Here is a 21635-nt window from a genome sequence, read left to right as displayed (position 1 = left end):
CGGCGCACAATCAACCCACCACCGCACGAAGGAGCGTGACATGCCCGAGTTCTTCATCGCTGACCGCACCTACCGTCACTACCTCGAAGATGGCTCCCCGTCCAAGGAGGGCCTGTTCACCGTCGCCTACGCCGGTACCGCGCCCGAACCGTACGAGCACTACTCCGAGACCCTCGGCGTCGCGTTCGGCTGGCAGCAAGGAATCGGCCCGAACGGCGAATGGGAGGCCCTCGGCTCGTACACCACACCGGACTTCGCCGGCTGGGTGGAAGTCACGCCGGTCGACGACAAGGCTGCCACGCCGGACGGCTGCCGCTGGTGCGGTGGCAGCCCGGACCATCACGGCCGCCAGTTCACGCCGGGGATCGGCGAGCACCAGTGGGCGCAGCCGAGTGACAAGCAGCGTCTCGGCCGGATGCAGGCACGCCGGGCCGCCCAGGTCTGATCGCAGGGACCGGCTGTGACCCGCCCGGCCGGCCCCATCTCCCCTCCCTGCCTTTCGACGAGCGGCTGCCGGCGCACCTCGACGTGCTCGACCGGGCCGTGTCGGTCAGCCGGCCGGGCAGTGACCGAAGCGACTGAGGAGAACGAGATGCCCGACCTGCCGATCGTCGTCCTGCGGAACTGCCCCAACCCGAAGGTCGTGCCCTGGTATGACCGCTGGAGCGGCGACCATCTGATCGAGGTGTGCGCCTGCCCGTACGATGCCCCGTCGGCGTGGCGCGTCCACTGGAACGACCAGGACGGGACGCCGCGGTACTGCCCGTGCGGGCCGAGGGAGGGCGCGCCGGGGGACGGCATGTACTGGGGGGTTTCGGCGGGTGCGTACGCGTGCCGTGACTGCCTGCGGGCGTTGCCCAGCGGTCTGGTGATGCGGGGCTTGGCGTGCGATATGCGGTGCTGCTTCTGCGACGGCGTCGCGAGGGAGTTCGGCGGCGCGGCTCTGCATGCGCATGGGCTGCTCCGGTCCTGATGCCCCGTGCGGCGTCGCGCATCGCCCCGTAGGCGCCCGCACGGGCCCGGCTGGCACTCCGGGACTCCCAGGCCGGGAACGGGCCGCTACGGGGCCGCCCCGGGATTCGGGCTCCGTTGACGGCGCCGGCCGCTACCGTGAATCCATGACGACCCCACCGCCTCCCGTGATCGGCTACATCCGCGTCGGCTCCCCCGACCCGAACACCCGGGCCGGGGAGCTGCAGAAGCGCCGGATCGAAGAATGGGCGGCCGCGACCGGTCACGAGATCACCGAGTGGGTCGAGGAGATCGGCGTCAGCCGTGCCGGCTCCGCGTTCGAGCGGGTCGTGGCACGCTGCCACGGCAGGCTGATCGTCGCCGTCGCACCCGCCAGGGTCTCCCGGCATCTCGTCGAGTACCAGGCGTGGAAGAGCAAGGTGCGCGCGGCGGGCGGCCAACTCGGCTTTGTCGAGGGGTGGCCCCAGTCGGACTCGTGGGAGCAGGTAACGGCCGAGTGGGCTGCCGCCCTTGCCGGCAGTGCGGCCGAGAGCCCGCGGCGCGTCTCGTACCGCCGCCGCAACCCCGAACCGATCGACCAGGACGGCCCGGAGCAGCAGGCCGCCGCCGCGCGGGACTACGCCGACCGGCTCGGCTACGAGGTGACCTGGGTCGACGGCGCTGACCTCGGCCGCGACCCACGCGAGATCACCAGCAGGGACTGACGTACCCGCATCTGCGATATCGGGGCCCCGCGGCGTTTGCCGTTGGGGCCTCACTCATGTCCGGGACCGGGCAGCAGAAATTCCCCGCGTGGCTGGCGGGGGCGTGCTGTGAACGGTGGTGCTGCGGACGGACTGTCCGGGAGTCCCCAGGTGGAGACGCCACCGTACGCCCGGGCGGGGCCGGCGGGAAGGGTCAGGAGCTGACCGGCCTTGGCGTCATGGGGTTGAGCCTGTAGAAGAGGTCGTTGGAGATGCCGTCCTCGTTCAGCTCTTCTGCGATTTCCTCTGCGGTCAGGCCGCTCAGGTAGAGGCGGTTGATGCGCCGGATGAGGGCGGCGTCCCCGGGCGTGATGATGCTGTGGTCGGTCATTCCGGTCTCCTGGGACGGATCGGGCGGTCAGGGTAGCGCGAGGCTTGGGAGTCAGGGGCTGTCGGGCCGGGCGAGTTCGTACATGGGCGGCTTGGAACCGTCGATCTGTACGAGGTGCCCCTCCACGGCCAGTCGTTGCAGGTCCTGACGAGCCCTGGTGACGCTGGGAATCCAGTCCGCTGTCGAGTAGGCGGCCTTGGCCCGCTTGGCGTCCCAGCGGCCGCCCGCCTCGCGGATGATCGCGAGGAGTCGTTCGCGGTGGGTTGGCGGCTTGGGTGTTGTCGCAAGGACGGCGCGGGTGAGGGCTTCGAGGAGAACCTCGGTGCGGCTGGGGGTGCCGGGGAGTTTGGCGGCGTCGGCGAGTAGGGCTTCGGCGAGGGCACGTTGATCGAAGTCGGGCATGTGGGTCTCCGGGGTCGTGGCGGGAAGGGTCAGGGGCCGTCGGGTTCGGCGGGGCCGGGTGGGGCCTTGGCCGGCGTGGAGACGTAGCGCTGTAGCGCGGCGAGGATCACGTCGGTCAGGGTTCGGCCCTCGCTCGCGGCCTTCTCCTTGGCGGCGCCCCAGAGGCCGTCGGGGACCCGGATGTTCCGCAGTTTCGTGACGCCGGTGGCTGGCCTGGCCATTCTGTGGACTCCCAGTTTCTGTAGGTGCATAAATCTAGCATCGCCTGTGCGAACGGGCTTGACAAGGGCCTCGCATAGGTGCAATCTGTAGGTACATTAACTCGTCGCGAGCAGCATGGAGGACCTCATGGACGTCAAGGTCAGGAAGTACTACGGCGACATCGAGGTCTGCGCGACTTGCGGCACCGGCCAGCTCATCCGCCTCCGCGACGGCATGATCCGCAAGCACAAGCGCGAGGTCTGGGAGAACGGCCAGTGGACCGGCGGCCACGAGCACTGCCCCGGCAGCGGCCAGCCGCACATCGACCTTGTCGCCGCCAACAACGCCCGCTCCACCCAGGCCGAGACCCAGGAGGCCCTTGTGACTACCGACTTCAAGCCCGGTCAGCGCATCGTCGTCGCCGACGGCACCATCCACACCGTCGTCAAGATGTCCCGCTGGGCCAACGAGCCGCTGCGCGTCGAGGTCGAGGGCGGCTTGCAGTGGCTCGCCGCCAACTGCGAGCCCGTTCCGGAGCGGACCGACGCCACCGACCGCCTCGACCAGCTGCGCGCCGAACTCGACCGGACCACCGCCGCATGCGGGGAGCAGATCGAGCGACTCCGTGCCCACGTCCCCTGCGACCACGGCAGGGCCGACCTGCGCGGCGGCTACGCCGAACGGATCCCCGTCCCCGCCCGCTGCGAGTCCGGCGTAACCTACGGCCTCTGGGACGAGTACGCCGGGGGCTTCACCTACACCGGAGACTGCCGGTACGAGGTCGCCGCCGAAGCCGTCACGCGCCTGACCGACCCCGCCGACGACGACTACGACCCCGACGGCGAGTACAAGGTGCTGGCCATCTGCCGGGACCACGAGGAGCAGCCCGCCGACACCTGCGAGGACTGCTCGGCCGGGGACGAGAGCTGATGGCCAGTCGCATCGACTTCAGCAAAGCCGACGACGGCCGCTACCACGCCACGCACGAAGGAACCAGCTACGAGCTGGAGAAGCGCCGTAAGAACCCGTGCGACGGGTGCCCCGACACCGGCTGGTACCTGTACGGCGGCCCGCACTTCGGCACCTGGTGCGCCAGCACCATCGCTGCGGCCATCGCCGAGGCGAACAACGAGATCCTCGCCAAGCCGCCCGTCATCGAAGACGGCGAGGGACTTGGCTGCGCTGACTGCGCCAGGCCGAACGACGGCACCTGGCCGATCGGCTCCGACATCTGCAACCACTGCTGGGACCTTGCCGAAGCCGAGGACGTCTGACATGGCCGACCCCACGCCGAACGAGCGCCGGATCACCACGCACGCCCAGGCCAACGGCTGGACCATCCACTCCCGCGACGACCTGATGAACACCGTCGAGTACCGCAAGCGCGGCCGGAAGGCGTTCACCGTGGCATTCGGCCTCAACGGCCACGCCCGCTGGACCAGCGGCGCACCCCGACCGATCCGCACCACCAGCGCAGTCCTCGCCCACCTGGAGTCCCGATGACCAACACCACTGCCCTCACCACCCTGCTGCGTGGGGCCGACAACATGCCGAAGACCGCCGACCACGAGCCGCAGCAACGCTTCCCGAAGTGCGACGGCTTCTCCCACGGCAAGTACCTGTGCTCCGACTACGCGAAGTGGAAGGTGCTGTTCGCCACCCAGGCGCAGATCGACGCCGGTGAGAACGCGGCTGGCAAGTACTCCTGCGGGAAGCACCTCAACCAGCTATGTCAGGACGCCACAGAGCGCTACGGCATCGAGTTCGCGCAGGTTCGACCGCTCAACTGACCGCCCCCGCCCGGCTGCCCCGGCAGCCACCCCAAACCCCGAAGCGCCAACAAGGAGCAGATCATGCACACCGAGCCCAACCAGGTCTACCGGTCCCGCAACCGCCGCGACGACCGGCGGATCCGCATCGTCACAGTGAACTCGACCAGCGTCGATGTCGTGGATGCCGCCACCGGCAACTGGGCCGTCCGCCTCACCACCAGGCTCCTCCACACCGGATACGTCCTGGAGCAGTAGCGCCGAAACCACCAGCTGACCCCCGCCCGGCCGTCACCTGCGGCCGGGCCCACCCACCCGAGGAGGCCCCGATGGGCGACAACGTCATCCGCTTCACCCGCCCCACTCCTCCCCGCCCAACCGGCCGAACCTGCACCTGCGGCGCCACATGGAGGCCCGGCTTCAGCTCCGACCCGGCGTGGCTCATCGCCGCCAACCCGGAGCTGGAGTTCTTCGCCGGACTGTTGAGCTGTCACTGCTGCGGCCGGCGGAAACTGGACGTGATCCGGGAGCAGGCCGAGCAGCGCCGAGCCGAGCAGCCGCCCGCGATCCCCGTAAACCGCGAACGTCCGCCGGCCACCATCTCGCACATCCAGCCCCGCACCTGACCACCCAGCCGGAAGGACCAGCCATGGGCTACACAACCAAAGTCAGCGGCCAGTTCACGATCACGCCGCCGCTGTCCTGGCGCGAGATCAAGGACAGTCCGTTCGCCTCCCCGCGCTGGGACGCGAGCGACCTGGTCCTGCGCGTCGAGGCGACCGCGGTCGACACCGAAGACGGGCAGCTTGTCCGCAAGTCCGCCTCGGCCCTGGTCATGCGGGAGATCAGCGAGTACAACTGCCGGAACCTCATGGCCCAGGTCCAGAAGGCCGTCGACGACTTCCCCGGACACGAGTGGTCTGGCCGGCTGGACTGCGAGGGGGAGGAGAACGCGGACCTGTGGCGGGTCGTGATCCGTGACGGCAAGGCCGTGCGGGTCGAGCCGCGCATCATCTGGCCCGACGAGCAGCCGGAGGATGTTCTCCTGGCCGCGTGGAAGCGTGAGGCGGAACTCCTCCTCGACATCACCCGGCAGGCCCGGCTCATCATCAGCGACGAGCCCAACGCTGAGAAGGCCGTCGACGAGCTCCGCGAACTCCTCAACCCCTGACCCGCCCCCGGCTGTCTTCCCGGCGGCCGGCCCAACCCGAAGGAGCAGCACATGAACGCCAGCCACCCCGAAGACGACGCCTACAACGCCCGCTGCCACGCGCACGCCCAGGCCCACAACGAGTTCACGGAAGCGAACCCGGACTACAACCCGTGGCACGCCACCCCCGACGAGCGCGTCACCTACGACACATACGCCAACGGCCGCGTCGCCGAGATCCTCAGCCGCATCAACTCGTAGGGGCAGCACGATGACCGACACCACCCCGCTCTCCGCAATCCGAGCCGACATCGCCGCCAGCAAGGCTGCCATCGCCGAAGCCCGCGGCAACTTGGACGCCATGCGCCAGCACACCACGAACGCCAGCACGATCCTCGACGGGGTGCGCGCCGGCCTTGACCGCATCGAGCGGCGCAACGCCGAGTGCCCGACGTGTGACGGGACCGACGGCGACCACCAGATCGGCTGCCGAGAGGGGGAGTTGTGAGCGTCGAGCCCGGCCAGACCTACCAGCCGAACGACCCCAGCCAGCCCCAGATCGTCATCCTCACCCCGGTCGGCGACTGGACCGACTACGACGAGGTCCGCCACAACTCCGCGAGGATCACCGACGTGGAGACCGGTCGGCTCCGCGCATGGATCACGCCCGGTGAACTCGCCGTCGGCTACCGACTAGGCGACGCGTAGCGCCTGGCCTGGGCCCAACTTGCCTGCTCACGGCGCTGATTGGGCCCGCAAGGCAGGTGCGATCAAGTGGCACAAATGAGATAATCGACGCATACCACCCAGCCCGAGAGGCACCCTCATGACCGACTCGACCGCGCTCGGCGACAGGATGAAGCAGCACGAAGCCGCCTACCGCAGCATGCTGCCCCGCCGCACCTTCTCCATCCTGCGGGTCGACGGACGCTCCTTCCACGCCTACCTGCGCGGCGCCGAGTGCCCCTTCGATGCCCAGTTCGCCGCCGACATGGATGCGGTCGCCGAGGCTCTGTGCGCCGAGATCACTGGCGCCGTCATGGCGTACACCCAGTCCGACGAGATCAGCGTCCTGTACACCGACTTCGGGAGCGTCAACACGCAGCCGTGGTTCGGCGGGATCGCTGCCAAGCAGATCAGCATCGCCGCTGCACTCGCCACCGCCGAACTGAACGCCCGCCGGCCCGGGAAGCGCGCCCTGTTCGACGCCCGCGTGTTCACCGTCGCCGACCCGGTTGAGGTCGCCAACTACTTTCTGTGGCGCCAGCGTGATGCCGTCCGCAACAGCATCAGCATGGCCGCGCAGGCCCGCTTCTCCCACCGGCAACTCCACGGCGTCAACACCGGCCGCATGCAGGACATGCTCTGGTCCGAGCACGGCATCAACTGGAACGACTACCCCGACGGGTTCAAGCGCGGCCGGGTCACCGTCCGGCAGGTCGGCGAGCGCCAGGTCGAGTACGTCGACAAGCGCAGCGGCCAGACCGTCCAGGCAACTGCGGTCCGCACCTGGTGGGAGACCGCCGGCGCACCGCACTTCACCACCGAACCCAGCGGCTGGCTCGCCCAGACAATCCCCGCACCGCCGACCCTGACCAAGACCGAGGAGACGGCGGCATGACCAACTGTGAGACCTGCGGTCAGCAACTCGCCGCCCACGACCCGACCTGGTGCTTCGAGATCCCGGCCCGGCCGACCACCGACGCCGAGATCGCGGCGCTGCCCTCCCTCAACCTTGACCGCTTCCACGCCCAGGAGACCCTGTGATCGCCTGTCCCGTAACCGGATGCGACCTCGACGACCTGTACGACGACGCCGAACTCGAAGACCACCTCTTCCGCGAGCACGACGAGGAGGAACTCGCCGCCACCGTCGTCCGCCTCGCCCGCAAGGTCAGGTCCGCCCACGCCAACACCGAATGTGAGCGCTGCGGCAACTACGGCGCCACACCAGGTGACCACCCGCTCTGCGACACCTGCGAGACGGAGGTGCGGGGATGATCCGCGAGGACCGATTCCTGATCTCCCGCCGCCCGTACGCCGTCGACCTGAACAGTCTGCGCGTCACAGAGCACATGGTCACTCTCGGCGCAGTCTGGTTCCGGCGGCGCAACGGCGCCACCGTCGCCTGCATCGGCCACCTGTGGGACATCCAGCACCCCGCCCCGGCGGACGCCGCTGAGTTCCTACGTCGGCACGACGACGGTCGATACGGTGGCACCTGCTTCGGTCGGTGGGACGGCGAACGGTACTGGGGCGCGGGCGAACGGTACTGGCGCGCGCAGGAACCCGACGTCATCGCCCAGCACCTCGACCTACTGCTGCCGATGCTCGCCAACTACCCCGAGATCCCGGCGTCGTTCGACGGCTGGTGGCGATTCTGATGACCGACGCCGAGGTGCTGCTCGCCGCCGTCAAGGAGCTCGGCGAACGCCCGTCCGGGCTCCCCGTCTCCTGCAACCCGCTGATCGCCGCCATCCTCACCCGCTGGGCCCGCATGGCCGGCCTCGACCCCGACCCGCTGCACCGCGTCGGCGGCCCCGAAACCGTCGCCCTCGCAAGGGCCATCACCGGAGACCAGACATGACCTCCTTCACCACCCCGTGGACCGCCGAGCAGGTCACCCACCTCAACGACTACCAGCAGTCCGGCCGCATACACCCGTTCACGTGCGGCCAACGCGACCAACACCCGAACAACGAGGGCGTCCTCGTCGCCACCGAGAACGGCTGGCACTGCCCCGCCGACGGCTGCGACTACACGCAAGACTGGGCGCACGCCTTCATGGCAGCATCGCCACCACCACCGGACCCGCGCGACTTCATGGCGAAGGTCCGAGCCGAGAACCAGCGCGGCCACGAAGCGCTCCAACAGCTCCTGTTCGCCACGGAGTTCCGCATCCCCTGCCCCGAGGCCGCAGATCCCGACCGTTCCGACAGCGGCCCGGTGCTGCAGCCCGAGCCGCTGATCGTCCAGAAGGTCACCGCCAACTGGGCCGACCGGTTCCCAGATGGCTGGCTGATCCTCAACCCGAACCTCCAGCCCGGCGACCACGTGTGGACCGGTGACGGGTGGGTCTACCGCGGGAACCTCCACATCGGCGTGATCTACCGCTGGACCCGCGACGAAGCGATCGCCGAGGCGCAGCGCCTGGCCACCGAGGAGACCCGCCGGTACGAGACGTGGGTCGCGGAGCAGCGCGCCGCAGCTCGGAGGGAGCAGCCGTGAACCCCAGTGAAGAGCGTGCAGCCGGGATCGTCCGGGCCGTGCACCTCGGCCGGCGCGCCCCAGCCGGACGGCTGATCTACCTGGCGAACCGGCTCGAAGCCGCCCTCGAAGACGGGACGCTCCTGCCGTCCGTGCTGGCCACAATCACCGTGCTGCGGGACACCGCAAGCGAACTCGAAGGGAAGCGGCAGTGACCGTCACCCGCTACTTCTGCCCGCTCGACTGTGGCTGGCACCACGACCAGGCCGCCCCCGACTTCACCGACCCGGACAGGCTGTACCCGATCGCTGACATCCCGGCGCCGGCGGGTGTCGACCCGATCGCGTTCGGGGCCGCAGCGGGCGCCCTGCAGGCCGTTGACGTGATCGTGAAGGCACACCTGGAGACACACGGGCTGCTCGACTGGGTCCAGGCCATCACGCGCATCAAGGCCGAACGCGACCGGCTCGCCGCCGAACTGCGCCAGCACGAGACGTGCCGGACCTGCGGCCACGAACGCCACGAGCACACCCACGACGCGGCGATCCGCGCCGACTACTGCAGCCGCTGCACGATCGACCGCGGCGTGCACGACTTCCTGGCCGAGGAGCAGCGGTGACCGAAGACCTGAAGGCCCGCATCGCTGCTGCTATCAGCCATGGCCTTTGGTATTCCCAGGCCGACCCGGATTCGGTTGCCCCCGAGACGCTGGCAGCGGTCATGACCGTGGTGCAGCCGATCGTTGACGACCTGGCCATCGCCGAACAGCACATCGAGGAAGGCAACGAGGAGACGCTCAAGGCATACGCGCGACTCCGGAGGGCTGAAGCCGAACGGGACCGCCTCCGTACTGGCGTCGAGGCCATGTGGACCCGCTGGTTCGCGAACGCCCACGCCAGCCTCGGATTCCGGCAGGCCATGGACGGCATCGGGGGTGACCTCCGGCGCGTCCTCGGCAGTGGACCTGAACGTCGCGGCGGCCATTCAGGCGAACCCCCGGTCGACCTGAACAACGCTCGGATCGACGGCCACAACTACGTCGGCACCCCGACCTTCGGGCAGCGCTGCCAGGACGGACCCGCCGGCAGCACCTGCGGCGGCCTCTTCGAACAGCACGTGAGCCGCGAACCCTGCTACCACCTCGACTCGAAGCAACTCGGGGCCAGGGTCGGCGACCTGTCCCTGTGGTGCGCATGCGGCGCCCAGGTCTTCGCCGGCCCGCGAACAATGCCGAACAACCCGCCGACCAGCAGCAACACCGCGAACAACCCGGGCGGGCAACCGTGAGCCGGGAGCGGCGGCACATCGAGGTCGCGTTCACCGTCGACAAGCCCGAACACCTGCCACTCAAGGGCGGCGAGCCCATGTACGCCGACGACGTCAGCGAGGAACTACGCGAGACCGTCCAGGGGGCCGTCGACGCCTGGTACCGGCAGCGTGGGCATGAGCTGCTGGCGTGCGAACCCGATGTCATGTGACCGGCGTACCCTGGTGCTGCGCCGCTCGTCTGCCACCGGGAAACCGTGGCACCCGGGACGCCGGCATAGCCGGGCGGCGCAGTCTGCCGGGACAAGGCCTGGTCCGCTGTCGGACCCTCCCGCCGCAAGGTGGCTGACGCCCCCGGAGGATGTGAGCCCTGGCCCCTGTCGCACGCAACGCGGCAGGGGCCTCGTGCTGCCCGGCTACTTGCTCGGCGTCGGCACCTCGAACGCGTGACCGCACGTCCCCGCGAAGCGCATCGTCTTCCCGTTCGACAGCTTCAGGTCGAACCGGATCGTTCGGTTGCAGGCCGGACACTTGCTGGACGAGCCGAGCGGCTGGCCGGCCGCGTCGAAGAAGTTGGGCAGGTGCGCCGCGGTGAGCGGCTGGAAGGTCGTCATGGCGACCACGCTGCCCGATGCGGAAAATCCCGGCCAGAGCCCGATCGGGTCATTCAATTTCGGGCTGCGGGCTGACAGCATGCGAGGCCTCCCAGCCCCAGGCCTGCGCGAGCAGCAGCACCGTCCGGCACGGGTAGGGCGCGTACTGCGAGCCGCAAAGAATGCATGTGTCGATCACCGCAACCCCGTAGCCGTCGTAACCCACGGCCTTGACTGGCTGGTGCTCGGCGAGGATCTGCCGGTCCGCGGCGACACGGCGCAGCACCGCCCCCGGATCGTGCAGGGCGATGTGCCGCGCATCGGCCTCGTCGTAGACACCGCCACCCGACTCCGCCCCAACGACCCACCTGCTCCCATTGTGGCCTGGGCCGCGGCCACAAACCTCCCAGCCATCGCCGTGATCGCTTGGAGGCCGAACCCCCCACGGCCCCGGCGTCGCCGGCTTCGCGGTCTCCTCGGCGCGCGCCAGAGCCGCCGTCAGGAACTGCACTGCCGGATGCTTACTCACACAAACTCCCCCATCTCACGGCCCGGAGCGCACCCTGAACAGCGCACTGTCCCGCACGCGCAGCAGCCCGGGCAGTCCCCGAGGCACCAGCCGCCGCACGGCAGATGCGCGAAGTCGGCCGGCAACGGCTCGCCGAGTGCCGCCGGCCGCCCGTCACCGTGGACCTCCGCCACGTGCTTGCCGGCGCGCAGCATCGCCCGCTCCCACGACGACGCCTGCGCCACCACCGGGGCCGACAGGCAGCACGGACACCACACCTCCCAGCAGCACGACACCACCCGGCGAACCCGAACAACGGCCCGGCTGAAGTGCCGATGGCCAGCGACCTTGAACAGCCGATCCGGGCACGCCGGCTGGCCAGGGCACGCTACAAACACCACCGGCCGCTCGCTCACCGCCGCCTCCGCTTCTCGCCCTTCGGCGCCCGCACCCCGGCCGGCGCCACCCGCACCGGCGCGTCCAGATCCAACAGCCAACCCGACCAACCCTCATCCCGCAGCTGCTGTCGACGGCTCGTCACGCCGTACAAGAACGCCTCCTCCACCAGCAGGTCCACCACCTGGATCCGTTCAGCGAGCGCCATGGCGAACGCCGTCACGGGGTCCGCCCTGACCGCATCCAGCCGGCTGTCCAGCCACGGCGCCGACCAGCGCCCGTTCACCGTCGCCTCCGCTTGACCCGGGCCCGCTGCCGGCGCCTGTACCCCGACGAGAACGCCGACCGCTGCACCAAGCCGACGTCCGCCGCCCTCAACCCGTACGCCCGCAAGATCTGACGCGTGATCGGATCCGGACGCCCCGACCAGTACAAGCGCGTCTCCCGGGCCCGCTCCTCGGCGGCAGCAAGCCGCTCCCCAGCCATCCACTCGTCGTAGTCCCGCATCACCTCGGCCTCCAACTGCTGGGCCCACTGCTCCGGCGACCGCTCGGCTTCCGAGCCGGCCAGCAGGCCGCCGATCCCGTCGAACTCGCCGCTCATTCGTCCTCCTCGGGGCACGCGCAGACATCGGCGTTGCAGTACCCGTACGTGTCGGTGCACGGACCGTCGCAGCCAGAGGTGCCGCACGGGCCGTAGATACGGCCGTTCAGACACGCCCGATCAGAGTCCAGGCGATGACCGCACGGACAGCGGGCGGCACCAGCAGCGAGCGCCTCGATACCGGCACGCGCAGCCGCTACCTTCTCAGCGGACGGTCCCGGCTCGGACACGAGCCGCTGCATCCCAGCCTTGAAGTCCTCCGCTGCCTTCCAAGCCGGCGAGGCGAGCGCCCGCAGCAGGACCACAGGGAAACTGCTCACCGCTGCCCCTCCCGTCCGAGCAGCAGCGCCAGGTCGGCCGGGGTCACAAATCCTGGCCACCGACCGTCGTTGAACAGCTGCACGCCCGCGTCCTGGTAGCACTGATCGACAAGCTGGGAGCAGATCATGTGGCCCCGGTCCGAGATGTAGCGGCGCAACCCGGGCGCCGGGATGTGGAACCGGTGCGCGGCGATCGCGAAGTAGTCCGCAGCCGAATACGGGGTGTTGATCAGGTTGCGAGCCGCCGCGCAGATCGCGTACCGCTGCTCCGTGCTGAGCTCGGGCGAAACGTACTCGACGTGCCGGCCCGCGTACTCGTCCAGGCCGGCGATCCGCGCACCACCCGGCTCAGCCTCCAACAGCGTGTTGTCGTCGAGGACGATGAACGCGTGCTCGTACGGCGTCACCCCGTCGCCGAGCAGGAACTCACCGAGGCGTATGCCCCAGCCGACCGCGCCAACAATGCTGGTCAGGCCGATATCGCCCGGCTGCGGAACCTCATGAACGGTCACCGCGCTGCCTCCTTGTGGTCACGCTTCACGTGCTCGTCCCACTCAGCGCGAGCCGCCTCCTGGGAGGCCCAGCCGAACCGGTACCACCCGACACACCCCGGGCCGCCGTTGCACTGCCACGACCACACGCCGTTGACGTCCTCCCGAAACTCCGGCGCCGCGGTGCCAGCCATGTCCACGCCCTCATGACAGGGGCACCGGCACGGGGCAGGGCAGAACTTGCAACGCGCGGGCGTCTTCGTCCCCACCGCACCCGTATCCGACTGGCAGTAGCCATGCCCGTCCCGCCCGTCCGGCAGGACCAGGTCCCCGTGGAGACATCCGGTCGAGACGTAGAAGTGCTCGCCGCTCATGCCTCACCGTCCGTCGTCCACGCAGGCGGTACGAACTGCGGCCCGTGCTGGGCGTCGATCACGGCACGGTTCGCTTCGAGATACACGCGGGCATGCTCACGGGCCACATCAACCCGCGCGCCGGCCCACGCCTTCACGACCGTGCGCACCGTCACTGATCCGCAGAACGTGACGAACAGCCACACCGCCGTCTGCTGAAAACCCGTCATGTCAGCTCCTTCGGCTGGTCGACCCATGTGACGTCACCGTGCGCGAACGGACAGGGCAGCGGGACGATCTCGGCAACGTCACTCCATTCCCTCAGCCAAGCGATGTGCTGCGAGCAGTCGTGGACGTGGCCGACCTGATCGTGGAAGCGGGCAGCTGCCACGGCAGGCTTGGGGCAGTCCTCCCAGCTGCACGGCCAATGGGTAATGGGTTCGGCGAGTACGGCCTCAATGGCGGTCTCGATCACGCTGCAGCTCCGAACTGGTTGGCCGACTCGGCAAGCCGGATGAACGCGTCCCTCGTCCAGACCGCTGAGCAGCCCGGGCAGATGGTTCGCAGGGTGTTGGCGCCGACGCGCATCTCCGCGCCACATCGGACGCCGTCGTCCCATTCGGCGAGGCAGCGGACGGGGATGGTGCGGGCGCGGGGTTCACCGGTGACCGCGGCCTGGAGGTCGGCGACGGTGCGGTGGAGCGCTTCGGACAGCAGCAGCACGTCGGGGAGCAGCGGCTCACCGTCGACGAGGCGGGGGTTCTTGTGCTGCGCGCACGCCCACGGCAACTGCACCCGCAGGAACCGCAGCACGCCGGCCATCACGTCCGCGGTCGGCCGCCACGTCTGCACCGTGAAGCCCCGCGCCCGCCGCCAGTCGTCCTCCACCGTCCGCAGCCGGCCGAGCGGGGTGTCGTCACCGCCCGCCGTCAGGTTGATGATCGTCGCGTTGCCGGGCATCCCCGGGTGAACGGACATGGAACGGCCGGGTTCACGTTCGAGCACGGGCCGGTAGGTGGCGTCGGGGAGCTGCGCCCACAGGGTGGCCACGGTGTTGAGCTGGCCGTACAGGCGGTCCTCGCAACGCCAGCACGCCAGCCGGCCGTAGTCCGGGCCGTGCAGTTCACGCGGGCAGCAGGAGCAGCGGGGTATGTCGTCGGTGGGGTCGGCGGTGTCGAACATGCGTGTCTCCTGCGATCGGAGTACCGTCGGGTTCGAACCGGGTGAGCAGCGTGGCGCGCGCTAGTCGGTGAGCGGGACGTCCTGGCGAGGGCGTCCCGCTTCGTTGTGTCAGGTAGCGAGCAGCTCGCGGGCGAAGGCCAGCACGAAGTCCGGGAGTTCACGGAGTTGGGTGGGCGTCACACCGAGCGCCGCAGCGAGCAGCTCGTCGTCAGTCAGGTCGTGCGGCATGCGCGCTCCAGCGAGTCGAGGGGTACTCTGGGAGAGATTCGACACCAGATCACCTCGTGAAGCGCCAACCCCCGGCAGGGTTGGCGCTTTTCGCTTGGGGCCATTGTGCACCAGACGGCGATCAGGTCGCTGTAAGCGGAACGTCGGGCTCATACTCGCCGATGTCCAGGACATCCACCGCGATCCGGCACACGCCGCGCCGGAGTACTACCAGGTGATGGCCCGGCGGCAACAACAAGTCCGGCTCCCCCGGCTCGTCATCGTCGAACTCGGCGAAGCGCTCGCCCTCGAACCGGCGGCTCGTTGTCACGACGCACCGCCAGACAGCTCGCCGAGCGCGACTGTCGTCCGACACGGCCACTTGCAGAGGCAGATGTCGCACCACGGCCCGAGCGGGTTGCTGTCATCGCGGCCGTGCAGCGCTCGAACAGCGGCGACCCTGGCTTCGGCCTGCCCGAGCGCGGCCTCGTGGTCGCATTCGATCGGGTCCGGACAGCCATGCTTGCTACTAATTTGGGATGAAGTAGTAGCAGATTGGGAGTTGCCCGTCCCGTTCAGGGCGTCCCGCAGATCCGCCACCGCGTCCCGGCGGAACAGGTACTCGTCGAACCGGTCCACCACTGCCAGAGCCGCAGCGATTCGGGCCTCGGCTCGCTCGGCGGCACTGCGGTACTGGTGACTGAGCTGCGCAGCCTCCGACCGCTGCGCCTCGGCCTGCCCGAGCGCGGCCGAATGCTGGCAGTCGTCGATGTGCGGCGGCCAGCCGTCGGTGAGCCACGCCGGGGCGACGCCGTGGTCGGTCCAGCCGCAGTGGCGCTGCCCGATCTCGTAGCCGTGCCGCGCCCAGGCGCGGGCCTCGTCCACCTCGGCGCACAACCTGACGATCTGCTCCAACGCGTCCCTGCTGACATCAGGTCTCTCAACCACGATCGGTTCCTTCCTCCGCGGGCGTCACATTCATGGCGAGGATCGTCAGCCCGTCCGGCGTAGCGTCCAGCCGGCCGTTGACCGTCAGCCGCGCACCGAGCCGAACCGGGCAGGCATGGTCGCGCCAGACCCTCGGGAACACATGCACGTCGATCACCCCCGTCCCGTCATCGAGCGTGACCACAGCCCAGTCGTGACCGGCACCGCTCGTACGCAGCACAGCTGTGGTGACCGCGCCGGACACCAGCACCTCACCCTCAACCCGGCCAGAGCCGAGCAACACACCGACGGGCGTCATGACGCACCGCCGAGGAGCTGACGGGCCACCGCGAGGGCGGACTCGTTGGTCTGCGCTGCAATCCACGCGGCCCGGTTCCCCGGGTCGTCGTGGAAGACGTTGGCGGCAGCCTGTTCAGCCGCCTCGTGGGCGCGAGCCTCGTCGTCCAGCCAGTCGGCGAGCGCCGCACCGACGGCGGGGTGCATCAGGGCCATCCAGGCGCTGTTGGCCCACACGTTGCGATCTTCGTTCCAGGGCTTGTGGCCCATCGTGGGCAGCCACGCGACCAGCTCTGTCGCGTTGAGCTCCTCTCGGTCGGTCAGGACGGTTGCGGTGTGCCCGTACTCGCCGAGGTGGGTGTCGTGCGGTCGCCACGGGCCTGGTGTAGCGATGGCGGCGAACTCGCGGACACGTGCCGCGGCGGCGGTGAGCTGTTCGGCGGGGGTCTGGTCGGGCATCTGGTGCTCCTCGGGTGGTGGGCCGCCGCGGTGCGAGCGGCGGCCCAGGCGGGTGTGACGGACGTCAGGCAGGCGTCAGGGCGCGGCTGGCGTGGATGTGTTCTGCGGCCCGCAGCCCGATGTGACGGGCGTAGGCGGGCGGGATGGCTTCGCAGACCTCGCGGATCCCGAGCTGGATGCGGTCCATGCGGGCATCCTCCGGGACCTTGATCCACGGCATGCCCATGGCGTCGCAGGCGGCCCGCTGCCAGGCCCGGGAGTGCTTGCCGCCGTGGATCGACATGAACGGCTTCTCCGGCGTCGGCAGGTAGCCGTTGCGGGTGCAGCGCTCCACGTGCCCGGGATGATGCGGGGCGGTCAGGCCCCAGTTCGTCTCGAAGACCCGATGCCGGTACACCGTGAGACCGAACATCGGGCCGCACAGCGTGATCGGGTCGAGCAGCTCGACGCCGGCGACCTCGACGTTCTCGATCACGTACGGGACGCCGGCCGCGACCATTGCCTCACGGGTCGGGGCGATCAGCCGCGGGTAGTCCTTGCGGTTGTAGGCGTTCAGGTTCGAGTAGTCCTGGCAGGGCGGCGAGCCGTGGATCAGGTCGTACTCGTGGCCGTGCTCGCGGATGTACTCGACGGCGTCGCCCTGGATGAACGGGAACGGGTAGTTGGGCTGCGGGTCGATGTCGACGCCGACGACGGTGAACCCGGCGAGGTAGTAGCCCATTCCCATTCCGCCGGCGCAGCAGAACGTGTCGAGGACGAGCAGGCCGTTCGGCTCGCGGGCGGGGAGCGGGTGGCGGGGCGATATCACGGCGGTCCTTCCGAAGTGTCAGGCGAGCGTCAGAGCGGTGGCGTGATGCTCGGCGAAGCGCCGGCCGAGAAGCTCGGTGTACGCGGGTGGGATGGCCTCGGCGAGCTCGCGGCGGACGTCGGTCCAGCCGATGCCCATCGCCGTCTGCCACTCCGCGACCGAGCCCTTGCCGCCGCCGTCGCCGTACACGGCGAAGTACGGGCCGGTGAACCACTCGCCGTGCCGCATCCCGGCGACGCGCCCGCGGTGCGGCTGGTGCACGGGCCGGGGCGTCGACCAGTGGCCGAGCTCGAAGTTGCGGTGCCGCAGCACCTGAAGGCCGAACATCTCGCCGCACAGAGTCACGTCGACCCGCATGCGCTTCGAGGCGCGGCCGGGCGGCTGCTCGATGACGTACGGCCGGCCGGTCGACTCCAGCGCGGCGCGGGTCGGCTCCAGCAGGTCCGGGTAGTCGACCCCGCGGCCTTTGTTGGTGCCGGCGGTCAGGGTGCAGTCGTGCTGGCAGGGCGGTCCGGCGGAGATCAGGTCGAAGTCGGCGCCGTTGGTGGCGATGTAGTCGATGGCGTCGCCCTGGTGGAACTCGAAGGGGTAGCGGGGCTGTTCGAGGATGTCTACGCCGACGACGTTGTAGCCGGCGAGGTGGAGGCCCATGCCGGCGCCTCCGATGTTGCAGAAGGCGTCGAGGGCCCAGAGGCCGTTCCAGGGGCGGTCGGGGAGGGCGTGCACGGTGGTCCTTCCGGGGTGTCAGGCGGTTGGTGACGGGCGTCAGCGGCCGTCAGGAGCGGTGGCGAGGCTGCGTACCGTGCGGGCGGCCTCGCGGACCATGTCGGCCGAGCCGGGGCCGATTCCGGACGCGGGGCCGTAGTGCTCGGCGACCTTGGCCTCGGTCGCGTCGGCGATCCGGTCGAGGTGGTCGGCGGCTTCGGTGAGCACCTGGTCGCGGTAGGCGTCGAGGGCGCGGCCCCGGGTGACCGGGTGCGTGCCGATCAGCAGCACGTCCAGCTCGAAGCGGGCATCAGTGGGCTCGGCCATCAGGACTCCCCGGCGGCGAGGGCGGCCCGGTAGGCGGCCAGGTGGTCGGGGTGCAGCGGTCCGTCGAGCCACGGGATCAAGTCGAGTGCGATGCCAGCGGGCTCGTCAGCGGGGCCGATCTGCTCGACGCGGGCCAGGACGTGGTGGAGGCGGCAGTGCGCGGCCTCGGACTGCCGCTGCGCGGTGGCCAGCTCGGCGCGCAACCGGTCGGTGATCGGCGTCAGGGCGTCGGCGTACTGCTCGCGGACACGCACGCAGTCCGAGCAGCCGATCTCGCCGGGCTCGAAACCGCAGTCGCCGCAGAAGGCGCCAGCGGTGGACAGGGCGGCCAGGAGTTCCTCGCGGAGGCGGGTGTCGGCGAGTTGCTGGTCGGTGGGCGGGGTGGTGGTCATCGCGGGCCTCAGCTCTCGGTGGCGGGCAGGTGGCGGTACAGGGGGATGCCGTCGGCCTGCAGCACCCGGGTGAACAGCTCGTCCAGGTCGAGGCTCGGGTCAGCCGCCAAGTCCTCGGCAGGGCGCGTCCAGTCCGCCATGTCGGCGACGTACTCGGCGCAGGTGAACACGCCTTGCTTGCTGTAGAAGGCGCCGAAGGTGAGTCCGGAGTGGTGGCTGATCCGCCAATGCGCCTCCTCGCCGGGCTTGCGGTGGTGCTCGGGGACCTCGTCGGCGAGGAGACCGGGGGTGTTGGTGGGGTGGGACTCCCAGATCTCGGTGACGCCGGTCTTGAGGGGCACGGGGAGTTGCACGGGTTCGGACATGAGGGGGTTCTCCTGATGGCGTAGGCGGGGCTGTGCAGGCCTGGTGTTGGGCTCAGGCCGCTTCGGTGGTCTGGTTCTTGCGGGCGGCGTACCGGTCACGCTGATACGCCCGGTAGGCGCGGGCACAGGCACCGCACGCGGCCTCACGCCGGTACTGGTGCGCATGCCAGCCACCTGTCGTGCCGTGCTTGATCGGGCGCAGCCGGTCATGCTCGGCGTCAAGGAGGCGACGCTGTGCCTCACGGTTCGCCAGCCGGCACGGCTCGCACGGGGTTTCGCCGTGGCGCCGGTGCCGGGCGTACGCGGCCGAGGTGCCGCACGGGCGGAGGGTCTTGAGCCCGCAGGCGTCGAGGAGCCGGTACAGGTCGTCATCACTCGGGTTCGGGGTCATGTTCACGGTCGGCTCCTCACGAGTCAGTCGAGGTAGGTGGTGTTGCGGACCGGGTGCGCGTTGTAGATCTGCGGGTCGCCGTCGTAGCGGACCCGGAGCTTGCCGTTGCGGAAACCGACGATGGTTGCCGCACGGCCGGACACGACGATCTGGGCGCCGACCCTCGCCGGCACGTGGTACGCGCGGCGGATCCCCTCAGCCGTGGTCGTCACGGCTCGGCCTTGACGTTGACGCGGTCGGCAATGCGCTGGATCTTGGCGGCGAAGTGCTGCGCCGGGTCCTGGGCGAAGCTGTGCAGGGCGACCATCGCGGTGACGACCACGTCGCACAGCTCGTCCGCGACATCGGCCTCGGTGTGCGTCTGGCCCTTGCGCGGATTCTGGCCCTGCAACCCGATGTACGCCTGCGACACCTCGCCAACCTCCTCGGCCAGCTTCAGCAGGCGCATCGCGGTCTCGTGCGGGCCCCTGCCGTTGGACTCGTTCAGCCATGCCACCAAGGCCGCGACCGTCGGCCACGTGGTGTCCGCCGCAACAGCGCCCGCGAACATCCCGCGCAACACCAGCAGCCCCAACGTCTCGCCCAGGCACCCTTCCTCTGCCAGCCAGCAGTCCGTGGAGCCGCGCATCGTGTAGTCGCCGCCCTTGTAGCCCTGGTAGGTCTCGCCGCGGGCATCGCGGGCGGCGGCGAGCATCTCCCCGACGCTGACGTTGAAGGCAGGCTCGAACGCCAACTCGTTGTAGTAGCCGCGGTAGGAGTGCGGGTTGGCGAACCCATCGCGCAGGACTTGGGTGGGGTCCTCGGCTTCGAGGGCGGTGATCAGTTCGTCGAGCGTCATTGAGACTCCTTGGTGGTCGGGTTGGTGCAAGCTGTGCGGCGGTCCTTCATGCGGGCGAGGATTTGCGTGGTGGTGGGCGCGGCCCACTGGTGCCAGCCGACCGGTTCAATCCACTGCTGGTAGTGCACGCGGGCGGGGATCCCGCAGTGGCCGCAAGCGGACGGCTCGTCCGTTGCGCGGCTCACGCGGTCCACCACTGCGGCAGGTTCTCGCGGACCAGGACGGCAACCCACGCCGCACGATCCGCCTTGGGCACGTACCGCCACACCTCGGCCCGGTGGCCCTGCGGCCCGGCCGTTCCGTCGGAGTTGCGGAACAGGCCCTTGACGGTGACCTCGACCACGCGGGGGATTGCGAACGACGGGTGCTGCGAGTAGTTGATGGTGATGCGGGTCGGGACGAGCGTGTCGCTGCCGGAGTAGATGTCGGGGGCGCCGTTCGGCAGGTCGTAGGTCACGGTCTGCTTCTCCTCGTACGGGACGGCGGTGACGGTCTGAGTGGTCACGGTGGTCTCCTGGCGGGTGGTGGTGCGCGGACAGGCGGTCAGGGCTACAGCTCGGGCAGGCCGTCGTGGCGGCGCAGCAGGTTCGCGAGTTCAAGCCGTCGGTCCTCGGCGTACCAAGGCGACTTGAAGCCCGGGACAAGGTCGACCTCCCGCAGGTAGGCGTTGGCTTCGGCAACGCGCTGCTCCCACGCGTACTGCTCGGCGGTGACGAAGCGGTCCGACTGGCTGTGCTGGGCGCCCTCGTTCTGCGTGTCCAGGCGCATCCGCCACGTCCACGACTGCGAGCGAACCTGATTCACCTGGGCCAGTTCGATCCAGATGCGGCCGACCTTCGTCACCGCAGCGGGGATCGGGGCGTTGTCGGCCCGGTAACGGTTGAACGGGCGGATGACGATCAGCTGGTCGTCAACGGCGACCTTGCCGAGTTCGGGCTTACTCATGAAGGGGGCTCCGATCGAGGGTGTGGTGGGCGGTCGGGTCGGCTGAGTGCCTCGCAGGGCGCCCGTACGAGACGGGCACCCGGGCGGCCGTCAGGCGAGGAGTTCGTCCTGAGGCCGCAGCCCGCCGTCCCGACCCCGCCACAACGGCATGCCGTCCGACGGGCGCACCTGGAACGCGAAGCGCCAACCGTCGACAAGGTGGAGTTCGGCGAGGCGCTTCGCGATGTCGAGCCGGCGGCCGAGCGCGCCCAGCACCGGGGTCCGCTCAACCTGGAATCCGCCCGGCAGAGCCTCGTACAGGTACCAGTGCGGCCGCCCCATGCGGCCCTTGTCGTCCGCGATGGCCCGCTTGATCAGCTCGTAGGGGGCGCCATCCCACTCGGTCTTGTGATCGGCGGTCCAGCTCAGGCGGCTACGTCGGGGCATTTCGATCTCCGTTTCGGATTGGGTGAGTCGGGTGAGTGCCTCGCAGGATGCAGGTACGGGAC

Annotated in this window: 50 protein-coding genes; 23 read left to right on the top strand and 27 right to left on the bottom strand. The window is 69.8% G+C overall.

Features of this window, described 5'->3' with window-relative positions; genetic code table 11:
- The first annotated feature begins 40 nt into the window (after positions 1–40).
- From BS80_RS42700 to BS80_RS12435, 3 genes are all read left to right on the top strand, one after another.
- On the top strand, positions 41–445 hold the full coding sequence (locus BS80_RS42700; protein WP_035796442.1) for a hypothetical protein: 405 nt from the start codon (positions 41–43) through the stop codon (positions 443–445).
- Positions 446–592: 147 nt separating this feature from the next.
- Positions 593–973: a hypothetical protein gene (locus BS80_RS12440; RefSeq protein ID WP_035796440.1), complete on the top strand. Its 381-nt coding sequence runs from the start codon at positions 593–595 to the stop codon at positions 971–973.
- Positions 974–1118: 145 nt separating this feature from the next.
- Positions 1119–1676: a recombinase family protein gene (locus BS80_RS12435; RefSeq protein WP_083974562.1), complete on the top strand. Its 558-nt coding sequence runs from the start codon at positions 1119–1121 to the stop codon at positions 1674–1676.
- A 193-nt stretch (positions 1677–1869) separates the two neighbouring features.
- Here the strand turns inward: BS80_RS12435 and BS80_RS40700 are convergent, their stop codons facing one another.
- From BS80_RS40700 to BS80_RS12425, 3 genes are read right to left on the bottom strand one after another with little or no spacing between them, the layout of a single operon-like run.
- On the bottom strand, positions 1870–2046 hold the full coding sequence (locus BS80_RS40700) for a recombinase family protein (RefSeq protein WP_157536188.1): 177 nt from the start codon (positions 2044–2046) through the stop codon (positions 1870–1872).
- 51 nt (positions 2047–2097) lie between these two features.
- Positions 2098–2448 (bottom strand): hypothetical protein, encoded by a 351-nt coding sequence (locus BS80_RS12430; RefSeq protein ID WP_035796438.1) that lies wholly within the window; start codon positions 2446–2448, stop codon positions 2098–2100.
- Between the two features lie 29 nt (positions 2449–2477).
- Positions 2478–2669: a hypothetical protein gene (locus BS80_RS12425; protein ID WP_035796437.1), complete on the bottom strand. Its 192-nt coding sequence runs from the start codon at positions 2667–2669 to the stop codon at positions 2478–2480.
- A gap of 127 nt (positions 2670–2796) precedes the next feature.
- On the opposite strand from BS80_RS12425, the gene BS80_RS12420 reads away from it, so the two are divergent.
- From BS80_RS12420 to BS80_RS12335, 20 genes are all read left to right on the top strand, one after another.
- Positions 2797–3579: a hypothetical protein gene (locus BS80_RS12420; protein ID WP_035796435.1), complete on the top strand. Its 783-nt coding sequence runs from the start codon at positions 2797–2799 to the stop codon at positions 3577–3579.
- Positions 3579–3923, top strand: a complete 345-nt coding sequence (locus BS80_RS12415; RefSeq protein WP_035796433.1) for a hypothetical protein — start codon at positions 3579–3581, stop codon at positions 3921–3923. The genes BS80_RS12420 and BS80_RS12415 overlap by 1 nt, the downstream gene beginning before the upstream one ends.
- 1 nt (position 3924) lies before the next feature.
- On the top strand, positions 3925–4152 hold the full coding sequence (locus tag BS80_RS12410) for a hypothetical protein (RefSeq protein WP_035796432.1): 228 nt from the start codon (positions 3925–3927) through the stop codon (positions 4150–4152).
- Positions 4149–4439, top strand: a complete 291-nt coding sequence (locus BS80_RS12405) for a hypothetical protein (RefSeq protein WP_035796431.1) — start codon at positions 4149–4151, stop codon at positions 4437–4439. The genes BS80_RS12410 and BS80_RS12405 overlap by 4 nt, the downstream gene beginning before the upstream one ends.
- 63 nt (positions 4440–4502) lie before the next feature.
- Complete coding sequence (locus tag BS80_RS40695; RefSeq protein WP_157536186.1) at positions 4503–4676, top strand: hypothetical protein; 174 nt, start codon at positions 4503–4505, stop codon at positions 4674–4676.
- Positions 4677–4747: 71 nt separating this feature from the next.
- Positions 4748–5044 carry a hypothetical protein gene (locus tag BS80_RS12400; RefSeq protein ID WP_035796429.1) on the top strand — a complete coding sequence of 99 codons (297 nt, stop codon included), beginning with the start codon at positions 4748–4750 and terminating at the stop codon, positions 5042–5044.
- Between the two features lie 23 nt (positions 5045–5067).
- A complete protein-coding gene (locus BS80_RS12395; RefSeq protein ID WP_035796428.1) occupies positions 5068–5589 on the top strand; it encodes a DUF6205 family protein in 522 nt (173 codons plus the stop codon).
- 51 nt (positions 5590–5640) lie between these two features.
- A complete protein-coding gene (locus BS80_RS12390; RefSeq protein ID WP_035796427.1) occupies positions 5641–5829 on the top strand; it encodes a hypothetical protein in 189 nt (62 codons plus the stop codon).
- Positions 5830–5839: 10 nt separating this feature from the next.
- The gene (locus BS80_RS12385) at positions 5840–6076 is read left to right on the top strand and encodes a hypothetical protein (RefSeq protein WP_035796426.1); all 237 of its coding nucleotides are present in this window, start codon (positions 5840–5842) and stop codon (positions 6074–6076) included.
- Positions 6073–6276 carry a hypothetical protein gene (locus BS80_RS12380; RefSeq protein ID WP_035796425.1) on the top strand — a complete coding sequence of 68 codons (204 nt, stop codon included), beginning with the start codon at positions 6073–6075 and terminating at the stop codon, positions 6274–6276. The genes BS80_RS12385 and BS80_RS12380 overlap by 4 nt, the downstream gene beginning before the upstream one ends.
- Before the next feature lie 118 nt (positions 6277–6394).
- Positions 6395–7189 carry a tRNA(His) guanylyltransferase Thg1 family protein gene (locus BS80_RS12375; protein WP_051966505.1) on the top strand — a complete coding sequence of 265 codons (795 nt, stop codon included), beginning with the start codon at positions 6395–6397 and terminating at the stop codon, positions 7187–7189.
- Positions 7186–7335 (top strand): hypothetical protein, encoded by a 150-nt coding sequence (locus BS80_RS40690; RefSeq protein ID WP_157536184.1) that lies wholly within the window; start codon positions 7186–7188, stop codon positions 7333–7335. Before BS80_RS12375 ends, BS80_RS40690 begins: the two co-directional genes overlap by 4 nt.
- Positions 7332–7568, top strand: coding sequence for a hypothetical protein (locus BS80_RS12370; RefSeq protein ID WP_035796424.1), 237 nt, complete (start codon positions 7332–7334; stop codon positions 7566–7568). The genes BS80_RS40690 and BS80_RS12370 overlap by 4 nt, the downstream gene beginning before the upstream one ends.
- On the top strand, positions 7565–7951 hold the full coding sequence (locus BS80_RS12365) for a hypothetical protein (RefSeq protein WP_035796423.1): 387 nt from the start codon (positions 7565–7567) through the stop codon (positions 7949–7951). The genes BS80_RS12370 and BS80_RS12365 overlap by 4 nt, the downstream gene beginning before the upstream one ends.
- The gene (locus tag BS80_RS12360) at positions 7951–8154 is read left to right on the top strand and encodes a hypothetical protein (protein ID WP_035796421.1); all 204 of its coding nucleotides are present in this window, start codon (positions 7951–7953) and stop codon (positions 8152–8154) included. Before BS80_RS12365 ends, BS80_RS12360 begins: the two co-directional genes overlap by 1 nt.
- Positions 8151–8795: a hypothetical protein gene (locus tag BS80_RS41825; protein ID WP_035796419.1), complete on the top strand. Its 645-nt coding sequence runs from the start codon at positions 8151–8153 to the stop codon at positions 8793–8795. The genes BS80_RS12360 and BS80_RS41825 overlap by 4 nt, the downstream gene beginning before the upstream one ends.
- Positions 8792–8989: a hypothetical protein gene (locus BS80_RS12350; RefSeq protein ID WP_035796418.1), complete on the top strand. Its 198-nt coding sequence runs from the start codon at positions 8792–8794 to the stop codon at positions 8987–8989. Before BS80_RS41825 ends, BS80_RS12350 begins: the two co-directional genes overlap by 4 nt.
- On the top strand, positions 8986–9393 hold the full coding sequence (locus BS80_RS12345) for a hypothetical protein (RefSeq protein WP_035796417.1): 408 nt from the start codon (positions 8986–8988) through the stop codon (positions 9391–9393). The genes BS80_RS12350 and BS80_RS12345 overlap by 4 nt, the downstream gene beginning before the upstream one ends.
- Entirely contained in the window at positions 9390–10061 is a 672-nt protein-coding gene (locus BS80_RS12340) for a hypothetical protein (protein WP_157536182.1), read from the top strand. Before BS80_RS12345 ends, BS80_RS12340 begins: the two co-directional genes overlap by 4 nt.
- Entirely contained in the window at positions 10058–10252 is a 195-nt protein-coding gene (locus BS80_RS12335) for a hypothetical protein (RefSeq protein WP_035796414.1), read from the top strand. The genes BS80_RS12340 and BS80_RS12335 overlap by 4 nt, the downstream gene beginning before the upstream one ends.
- 204 nt (positions 10253–10456) lie before the next feature.
- Here the strand turns inward: BS80_RS12335 and BS80_RS12330 are convergent, their stop codons facing one another.
- The 24 genes from BS80_RS12330 to BS80_RS12210 all read right to left on the bottom strand — a co-directional run bounded on the left by BS80_RS12330 (position 10457) and on the right by BS80_RS12210 (position 21573).
- A complete protein-coding gene (locus tag BS80_RS12330) occupies positions 10457–10735 on the bottom strand; it encodes a hypothetical protein (RefSeq protein ID WP_198045497.1) in 279 nt (92 codons plus the stop codon).
- Positions 10704–11144 carry a DUF6221 family protein gene (locus BS80_RS12325; RefSeq protein ID WP_035796410.1) on the bottom strand — a complete coding sequence of 147 codons (441 nt, stop codon included), beginning with the start codon at positions 11142–11144 and terminating at the stop codon, positions 10704–10706. The genes BS80_RS12330 and BS80_RS12325 overlap by 32 nt, the downstream gene beginning before the upstream one ends.
- 409 nt (positions 11145–11553) lie before the next feature.
- Positions 11554–11823, bottom strand: coding sequence for a hypothetical protein (locus BS80_RS12320; RefSeq protein ID WP_035796409.1), 270 nt, complete (start codon positions 11821–11823; stop codon positions 11554–11556).
- Entirely contained in the window at positions 11820–12140 is a 321-nt protein-coding gene (locus BS80_RS12315; protein WP_035796408.1) for a hypothetical protein, read from the bottom strand. Before BS80_RS12315 ends, BS80_RS12320 begins: the two co-directional genes overlap by 4 nt.
- 316 nt (positions 12141–12456) lie before the next feature.
- Positions 12457–12972, bottom strand: coding sequence for a C40 family peptidase (locus BS80_RS12310; RefSeq protein WP_035796407.1), 516 nt, complete (start codon positions 12970–12972; stop codon positions 12457–12459).
- 349 nt (positions 12973–13321) lie between these two features.
- On the bottom strand, positions 13322–13534 hold the full coding sequence (locus BS80_RS12300; RefSeq protein ID WP_035796404.1) for a hypothetical protein: 213 nt from the start codon (positions 13532–13534) through the stop codon (positions 13322–13324).
- Positions 13531–13779, bottom strand: a complete 249-nt coding sequence (locus BS80_RS12295) for a hypothetical protein (protein ID WP_035796402.1) — start codon at positions 13777–13779, stop codon at positions 13531–13533. Before BS80_RS12295 ends, BS80_RS12300 begins: the two co-directional genes overlap by 4 nt.
- On the bottom strand, positions 13776–14486 hold the full coding sequence (locus tag BS80_RS12290; protein WP_035796400.1) for a hypothetical protein: 711 nt from the start codon (positions 14484–14486) through the stop codon (positions 13776–13778). The genes BS80_RS12295 and BS80_RS12290 overlap by 4 nt, the downstream gene beginning before the upstream one ends.
- A 349-nt stretch (positions 14487–14835) precedes the next feature.
- Entirely contained in the window at positions 14836–15024 is a 189-nt protein-coding gene (locus BS80_RS12285; protein WP_035796399.1) for a hypothetical protein, read from the bottom strand.
- The gene (locus BS80_RS12280; protein ID WP_035796397.1) at positions 15021–15641 is read right to left on the bottom strand and encodes a hypothetical protein; all 621 of its coding nucleotides are present in this window, start codon (positions 15639–15641) and stop codon (positions 15021–15023) included. The genes BS80_RS12285 and BS80_RS12280 overlap by 4 nt, the downstream gene beginning before the upstream one ends.
- The gene (locus tag BS80_RS12275) at positions 15634–15939 is read right to left on the bottom strand and encodes an OB-fold nucleic acid binding domain-containing protein (RefSeq protein ID WP_157536180.1); all 306 of its coding nucleotides are present in this window, start codon (positions 15937–15939) and stop codon (positions 15634–15636) included. The genes BS80_RS12280 and BS80_RS12275 overlap by 8 nt, the downstream gene beginning before the upstream one ends.
- Positions 15936–16376 (bottom strand): hypothetical protein, encoded by a 441-nt coding sequence (locus tag BS80_RS12270; protein WP_035796393.1) that lies wholly within the window; start codon positions 16374–16376, stop codon positions 15936–15938. Before BS80_RS12270 ends, BS80_RS12275 begins: the two co-directional genes overlap by 4 nt.
- A gap of 64 nt (positions 16377–16440) precedes the next feature.
- Positions 16441–17184, bottom strand: coding sequence for a DNA cytosine methyltransferase (locus BS80_RS12265; RefSeq protein WP_051966504.1), 744 nt, complete (start codon positions 17182–17184; stop codon positions 16441–16443).
- A gap of 18 nt (positions 17185–17202) precedes the next feature.
- Entirely contained in the window at positions 17203–17835 is a 633-nt protein-coding gene (locus BS80_RS12260; protein ID WP_083974677.1) for a DNA cytosine methyltransferase, read from the bottom strand.
- Between the two features lie 114 nt (positions 17836–17949).
- Positions 17950–18216: a hypothetical protein gene (locus BS80_RS12255; RefSeq protein ID WP_035796392.1), complete on the bottom strand. Its 267-nt coding sequence runs from the start codon at positions 18214–18216 to the stop codon at positions 17950–17952.
- The gene (locus BS80_RS12250) at positions 18216–18608 is read right to left on the bottom strand and encodes a hypothetical protein (RefSeq protein ID WP_035796390.1); all 393 of its coding nucleotides are present in this window, start codon (positions 18606–18608) and stop codon (positions 18216–18218) included. Before BS80_RS12250 ends, BS80_RS12255 begins: the two co-directional genes overlap by 1 nt.
- Positions 18609–18616: 8 nt before the next feature.
- A complete protein-coding gene (locus BS80_RS12245) occupies positions 18617–18973 on the bottom strand; it encodes a hypothetical protein (RefSeq protein ID WP_035796388.1) in 357 nt (118 codons plus the stop codon).
- A gap of 52 nt (positions 18974–19025) precedes the next feature.
- On the bottom strand, positions 19026–19370 hold the full coding sequence (locus tag BS80_RS12240) for a hypothetical protein (RefSeq protein WP_035796387.1): 345 nt from the start codon (positions 19368–19370) through the stop codon (positions 19026–19028).
- A gap of 17 nt (positions 19371–19387) precedes the next feature.
- Entirely contained in the window at positions 19388–19576 is a 189-nt protein-coding gene (locus tag BS80_RS12235; protein ID WP_035796386.1) for a hypothetical protein, read from the bottom strand.
- Positions 19573–20202 (bottom strand): MazG-like family protein, encoded by a 630-nt coding sequence (locus BS80_RS43810; RefSeq protein WP_332262164.1) that lies wholly within the window; start codon positions 20200–20202, stop codon positions 19573–19575. The genes BS80_RS12235 and BS80_RS43810 overlap by 4 nt, the downstream gene beginning before the upstream one ends.
- Positions 20199–20330, bottom strand: coding sequence for a hypothetical protein (locus tag BS80_RS43520; protein ID WP_269676101.1), 132 nt, complete (start codon positions 20328–20330; stop codon positions 20199–20201). Before BS80_RS43520 ends, BS80_RS43810 begins: the two co-directional genes overlap by 4 nt.
- Positions 20331–20383: 53 nt before the next feature.
- On the bottom strand, positions 20384–20707 hold the full coding sequence (locus BS80_RS12220) for a hypothetical protein (RefSeq protein ID WP_035796384.1): 324 nt from the start codon (positions 20705–20707) through the stop codon (positions 20384–20386).
- Between the two features lie 44 nt (positions 20708–20751).
- Positions 20752–21147: a beta barrel domain-containing protein gene (locus tag BS80_RS12215; protein WP_035796383.1), complete on the bottom strand. Its 396-nt coding sequence runs from the start codon at positions 21145–21147 to the stop codon at positions 20752–20754.
- 90 nt (positions 21148–21237) lie between these two features.
- A complete protein-coding gene (locus BS80_RS12210) occupies positions 21238–21573 on the bottom strand; it encodes a hypothetical protein (RefSeq protein WP_035796381.1) in 336 nt (111 codons plus the stop codon).
- Positions 21574–21635 lie beyond the last annotated feature (62 nt).

The organism is Kitasatospora mediocidica KCTC 9733, assembly GCF_000744225.1.
Classification (GTDB): Bacteria; Actinomycetota; Actinomycetes; order Streptomycetales; family Streptomycetaceae; genus Kitasatospora; species Kitasatospora mediocidica.
Note: the sequence above shows the minus strand (reverse complement) of the source record. Positions and strands in the feature narration are given on the sequence as shown.

What these genes read in the sequence shown, in the direction of transcription:
- BS80_RS12405 (WP_035796431.1), top strand. Translation starts at nt 4,149, where the DNA reads ATGACCAACACCACTGCCCTCACCACCCTGCTGCGTGGGGCCGACAAC.
- BS80_RS42700 (WP_035796442.1), top strand. Translation starts at nt 41, where the DNA reads ATGCCCGAGTTCTTCATCGCTGACCGCACCTACCGTCACTACCTCGAA.
- BS80_RS40695 (WP_157536186.1), top strand. Translation starts at nt 4,503, where the DNA reads ATGCACACCGAGCCCAACCAGGTCTACCGGTCCCGCAACCGCCGCGAC.
- BS80_RS12415 (WP_035796433.1), top strand. Translation starts at nt 3,579, where the DNA reads ATGGCCAGTCGCATCGACTTCAGCAAAGCCGACGACGGCCGCTACCAC.
- BS80_RS12270 (WP_035796393.1), bottom strand. Translation starts at nt 16,376, where the DNA reads ATGCCCGACCAGACCCCCGCCGAACAGCTCACCGCCGCCGCGGCACGT.
- BS80_RS12315 (WP_035796408.1), bottom strand. Translation starts at nt 12,140, where the DNA reads ATGAGCGGCGAGTTCGACGGGATCGGCGGCCTGCTGGCCGGCTCGGAA.
- BS80_RS12425 (WP_035796437.1), bottom strand. Translation starts at nt 2,669, where the DNA reads ATGGCCAGGCCAGCCACCGGCGTCACGAAACTGCGGAACATCCGGGTC.
- BS80_RS12385 (WP_035796426.1), top strand. Translation starts at nt 5,840, where the DNA reads ATGACCGACACCACCCCGCTCTCCGCAATCCGAGCCGACATCGCCGCC.
- BS80_RS12400 (WP_035796429.1), top strand. Translation starts at nt 4,748, where the DNA reads ATGGGCGACAACGTCATCCGCTTCACCCGCCCCACTCCTCCCCGCCCA.
- BS80_RS12410 (WP_035796432.1), top strand. Translation starts at nt 3,925, where the DNA reads ATGGCCGACCCCACGCCGAACGAGCGCCGGATCACCACGCACGCCCAG.
- BS80_RS12390 (WP_035796427.1), top strand. Translation starts at nt 5,641, where the DNA reads ATGAACGCCAGCCACCCCGAAGACGACGCCTACAACGCCCGCTGCCAC.
- BS80_RS12430 (WP_035796438.1), bottom strand. Translation starts at nt 2,448, where the DNA reads ATGCCCGACTTCGATCAACGTGCCCTCGCCGAAGCCCTACTCGCCGAC.
- BS80_RS12365 (WP_035796423.1), top strand. Translation starts at nt 7,565, where the DNA reads ATGATCCGCGAGGACCGATTCCTGATCTCCCGCCGCCCGTACGCCGTC.
- BS80_RS12375 (WP_051966505.1), top strand. Translation starts at nt 6,395, where the DNA reads ATGACCGACTCGACCGCGCTCGGCGACAGGATGAAGCAGCACGAAGCC.
- BS80_RS12440 (WP_035796440.1), top strand. Translation starts at nt 593, where the DNA reads ATGCCCGACCTGCCGATCGTCGTCCTGCGGAACTGCCCCAACCCGAAG.
- BS80_RS12210 (WP_035796381.1), bottom strand. Translation starts at nt 21,573, where the DNA reads ATGCCCCGACGTAGCCGCCTGAGCTGGACCGCCGATCACAAGACCGAG.
- BS80_RS12245 (WP_035796388.1), bottom strand. Translation starts at nt 18,973, where the DNA reads ATGTCCGAACCCGTGCAACTCCCCGTGCCCCTCAAGACCGGCGTCACC.
- BS80_RS40700 (WP_157536188.1), bottom strand. Translation starts at nt 2,046, where the DNA reads ATGACCGACCACAGCATCATCACGCCCGGGGACGCCGCCCTCATCCGG.
- BS80_RS12330 (WP_198045497.1), bottom strand. Translation starts at nt 10,735, where the DNA reads ATGCTGTCAGCCCGCAGCCCGAAATTGAATGACCCGATCGGGCTCTGG.
- BS80_RS12250 (WP_035796390.1), bottom strand. Translation starts at nt 18,608, where the DNA reads ATGACCACCACCCCGCCCACCGACCAGCAACTCGCCGACACCCGCCTC.
- BS80_RS12290 (WP_035796400.1), bottom strand. Translation starts at nt 14,486, where the DNA reads ATGTTCGACACCGCCGACCCCACCGACGACATACCCCGCTGCTCCTGC.
- BS80_RS12395 (WP_035796428.1), top strand. Translation starts at nt 5,068, where the DNA reads ATGGGCTACACAACCAAAGTCAGCGGCCAGTTCACGATCACGCCGCCG.
- BS80_RS41825 (WP_035796419.1), top strand. Translation starts at nt 8,151, where the DNA reads ATGACCTCCTTCACCACCCCGTGGACCGCCGAGCAGGTCACCCACCTC.
- BS80_RS12215 (WP_035796383.1), bottom strand. Translation starts at nt 21,147, where the DNA reads ATGAGTAAGCCCGAACTCGGCAAGGTCGCCGTTGACGACCAGCTGATC.
- BS80_RS12300 (WP_035796404.1), bottom strand. Translation starts at nt 13,534, where the DNA reads ATGACGGGTTTTCAGCAGACGGCGGTGTGGCTGTTCGTCACGTTCTGC.
- BS80_RS12275 (WP_157536180.1), bottom strand. Translation starts at nt 15,939, where the DNA reads ATGACGCCCGTCGGTGTGTTGCTCGGCTCTGGCCGGGTTGAGGGTGAG.
- BS80_RS12260 (WP_083974677.1), bottom strand. Translation starts at nt 17,835, where the DNA reads ATGGGCCTCCACCTCGCCGGCTACAACGTCGTCGGCGTAGACATCCTC.
- BS80_RS12435 (WP_083974562.1), top strand. Translation starts at nt 1,119, where the DNA reads ATGACGACCCCACCGCCTCCCGTGATCGGCTACATCCGCGTCGGCTCC.
- BS80_RS12360 (WP_035796421.1), top strand. Translation starts at nt 7,951, where the DNA reads ATGACCGACGCCGAGGTGCTGCTCGCCGCCGTCAAGGAGCTCGGCGAA.
- BS80_RS43810 (WP_332262164.1), bottom strand. Translation starts at nt 20,202, where the DNA reads ATGACGCTCGACGAACTGATCACCGCCCTCGAAGCCGAGGACCCCACC.
- BS80_RS40690 (WP_157536184.1), top strand. Translation starts at nt 7,186, where the DNA reads ATGACCAACTGTGAGACCTGCGGTCAGCAACTCGCCGCCCACGACCCG.
- BS80_RS12420 (WP_035796435.1), top strand. Translation starts at nt 2,797, where the DNA reads ATGGACGTCAAGGTCAGGAAGTACTACGGCGACATCGAGGTCTGCGCG.
- BS80_RS12255 (WP_035796392.1), bottom strand. Translation starts at nt 18,216, where the DNA reads ATGGCCGAGCCCACTGATGCCCGCTTCGAGCTGGACGTGCTGCTGATC.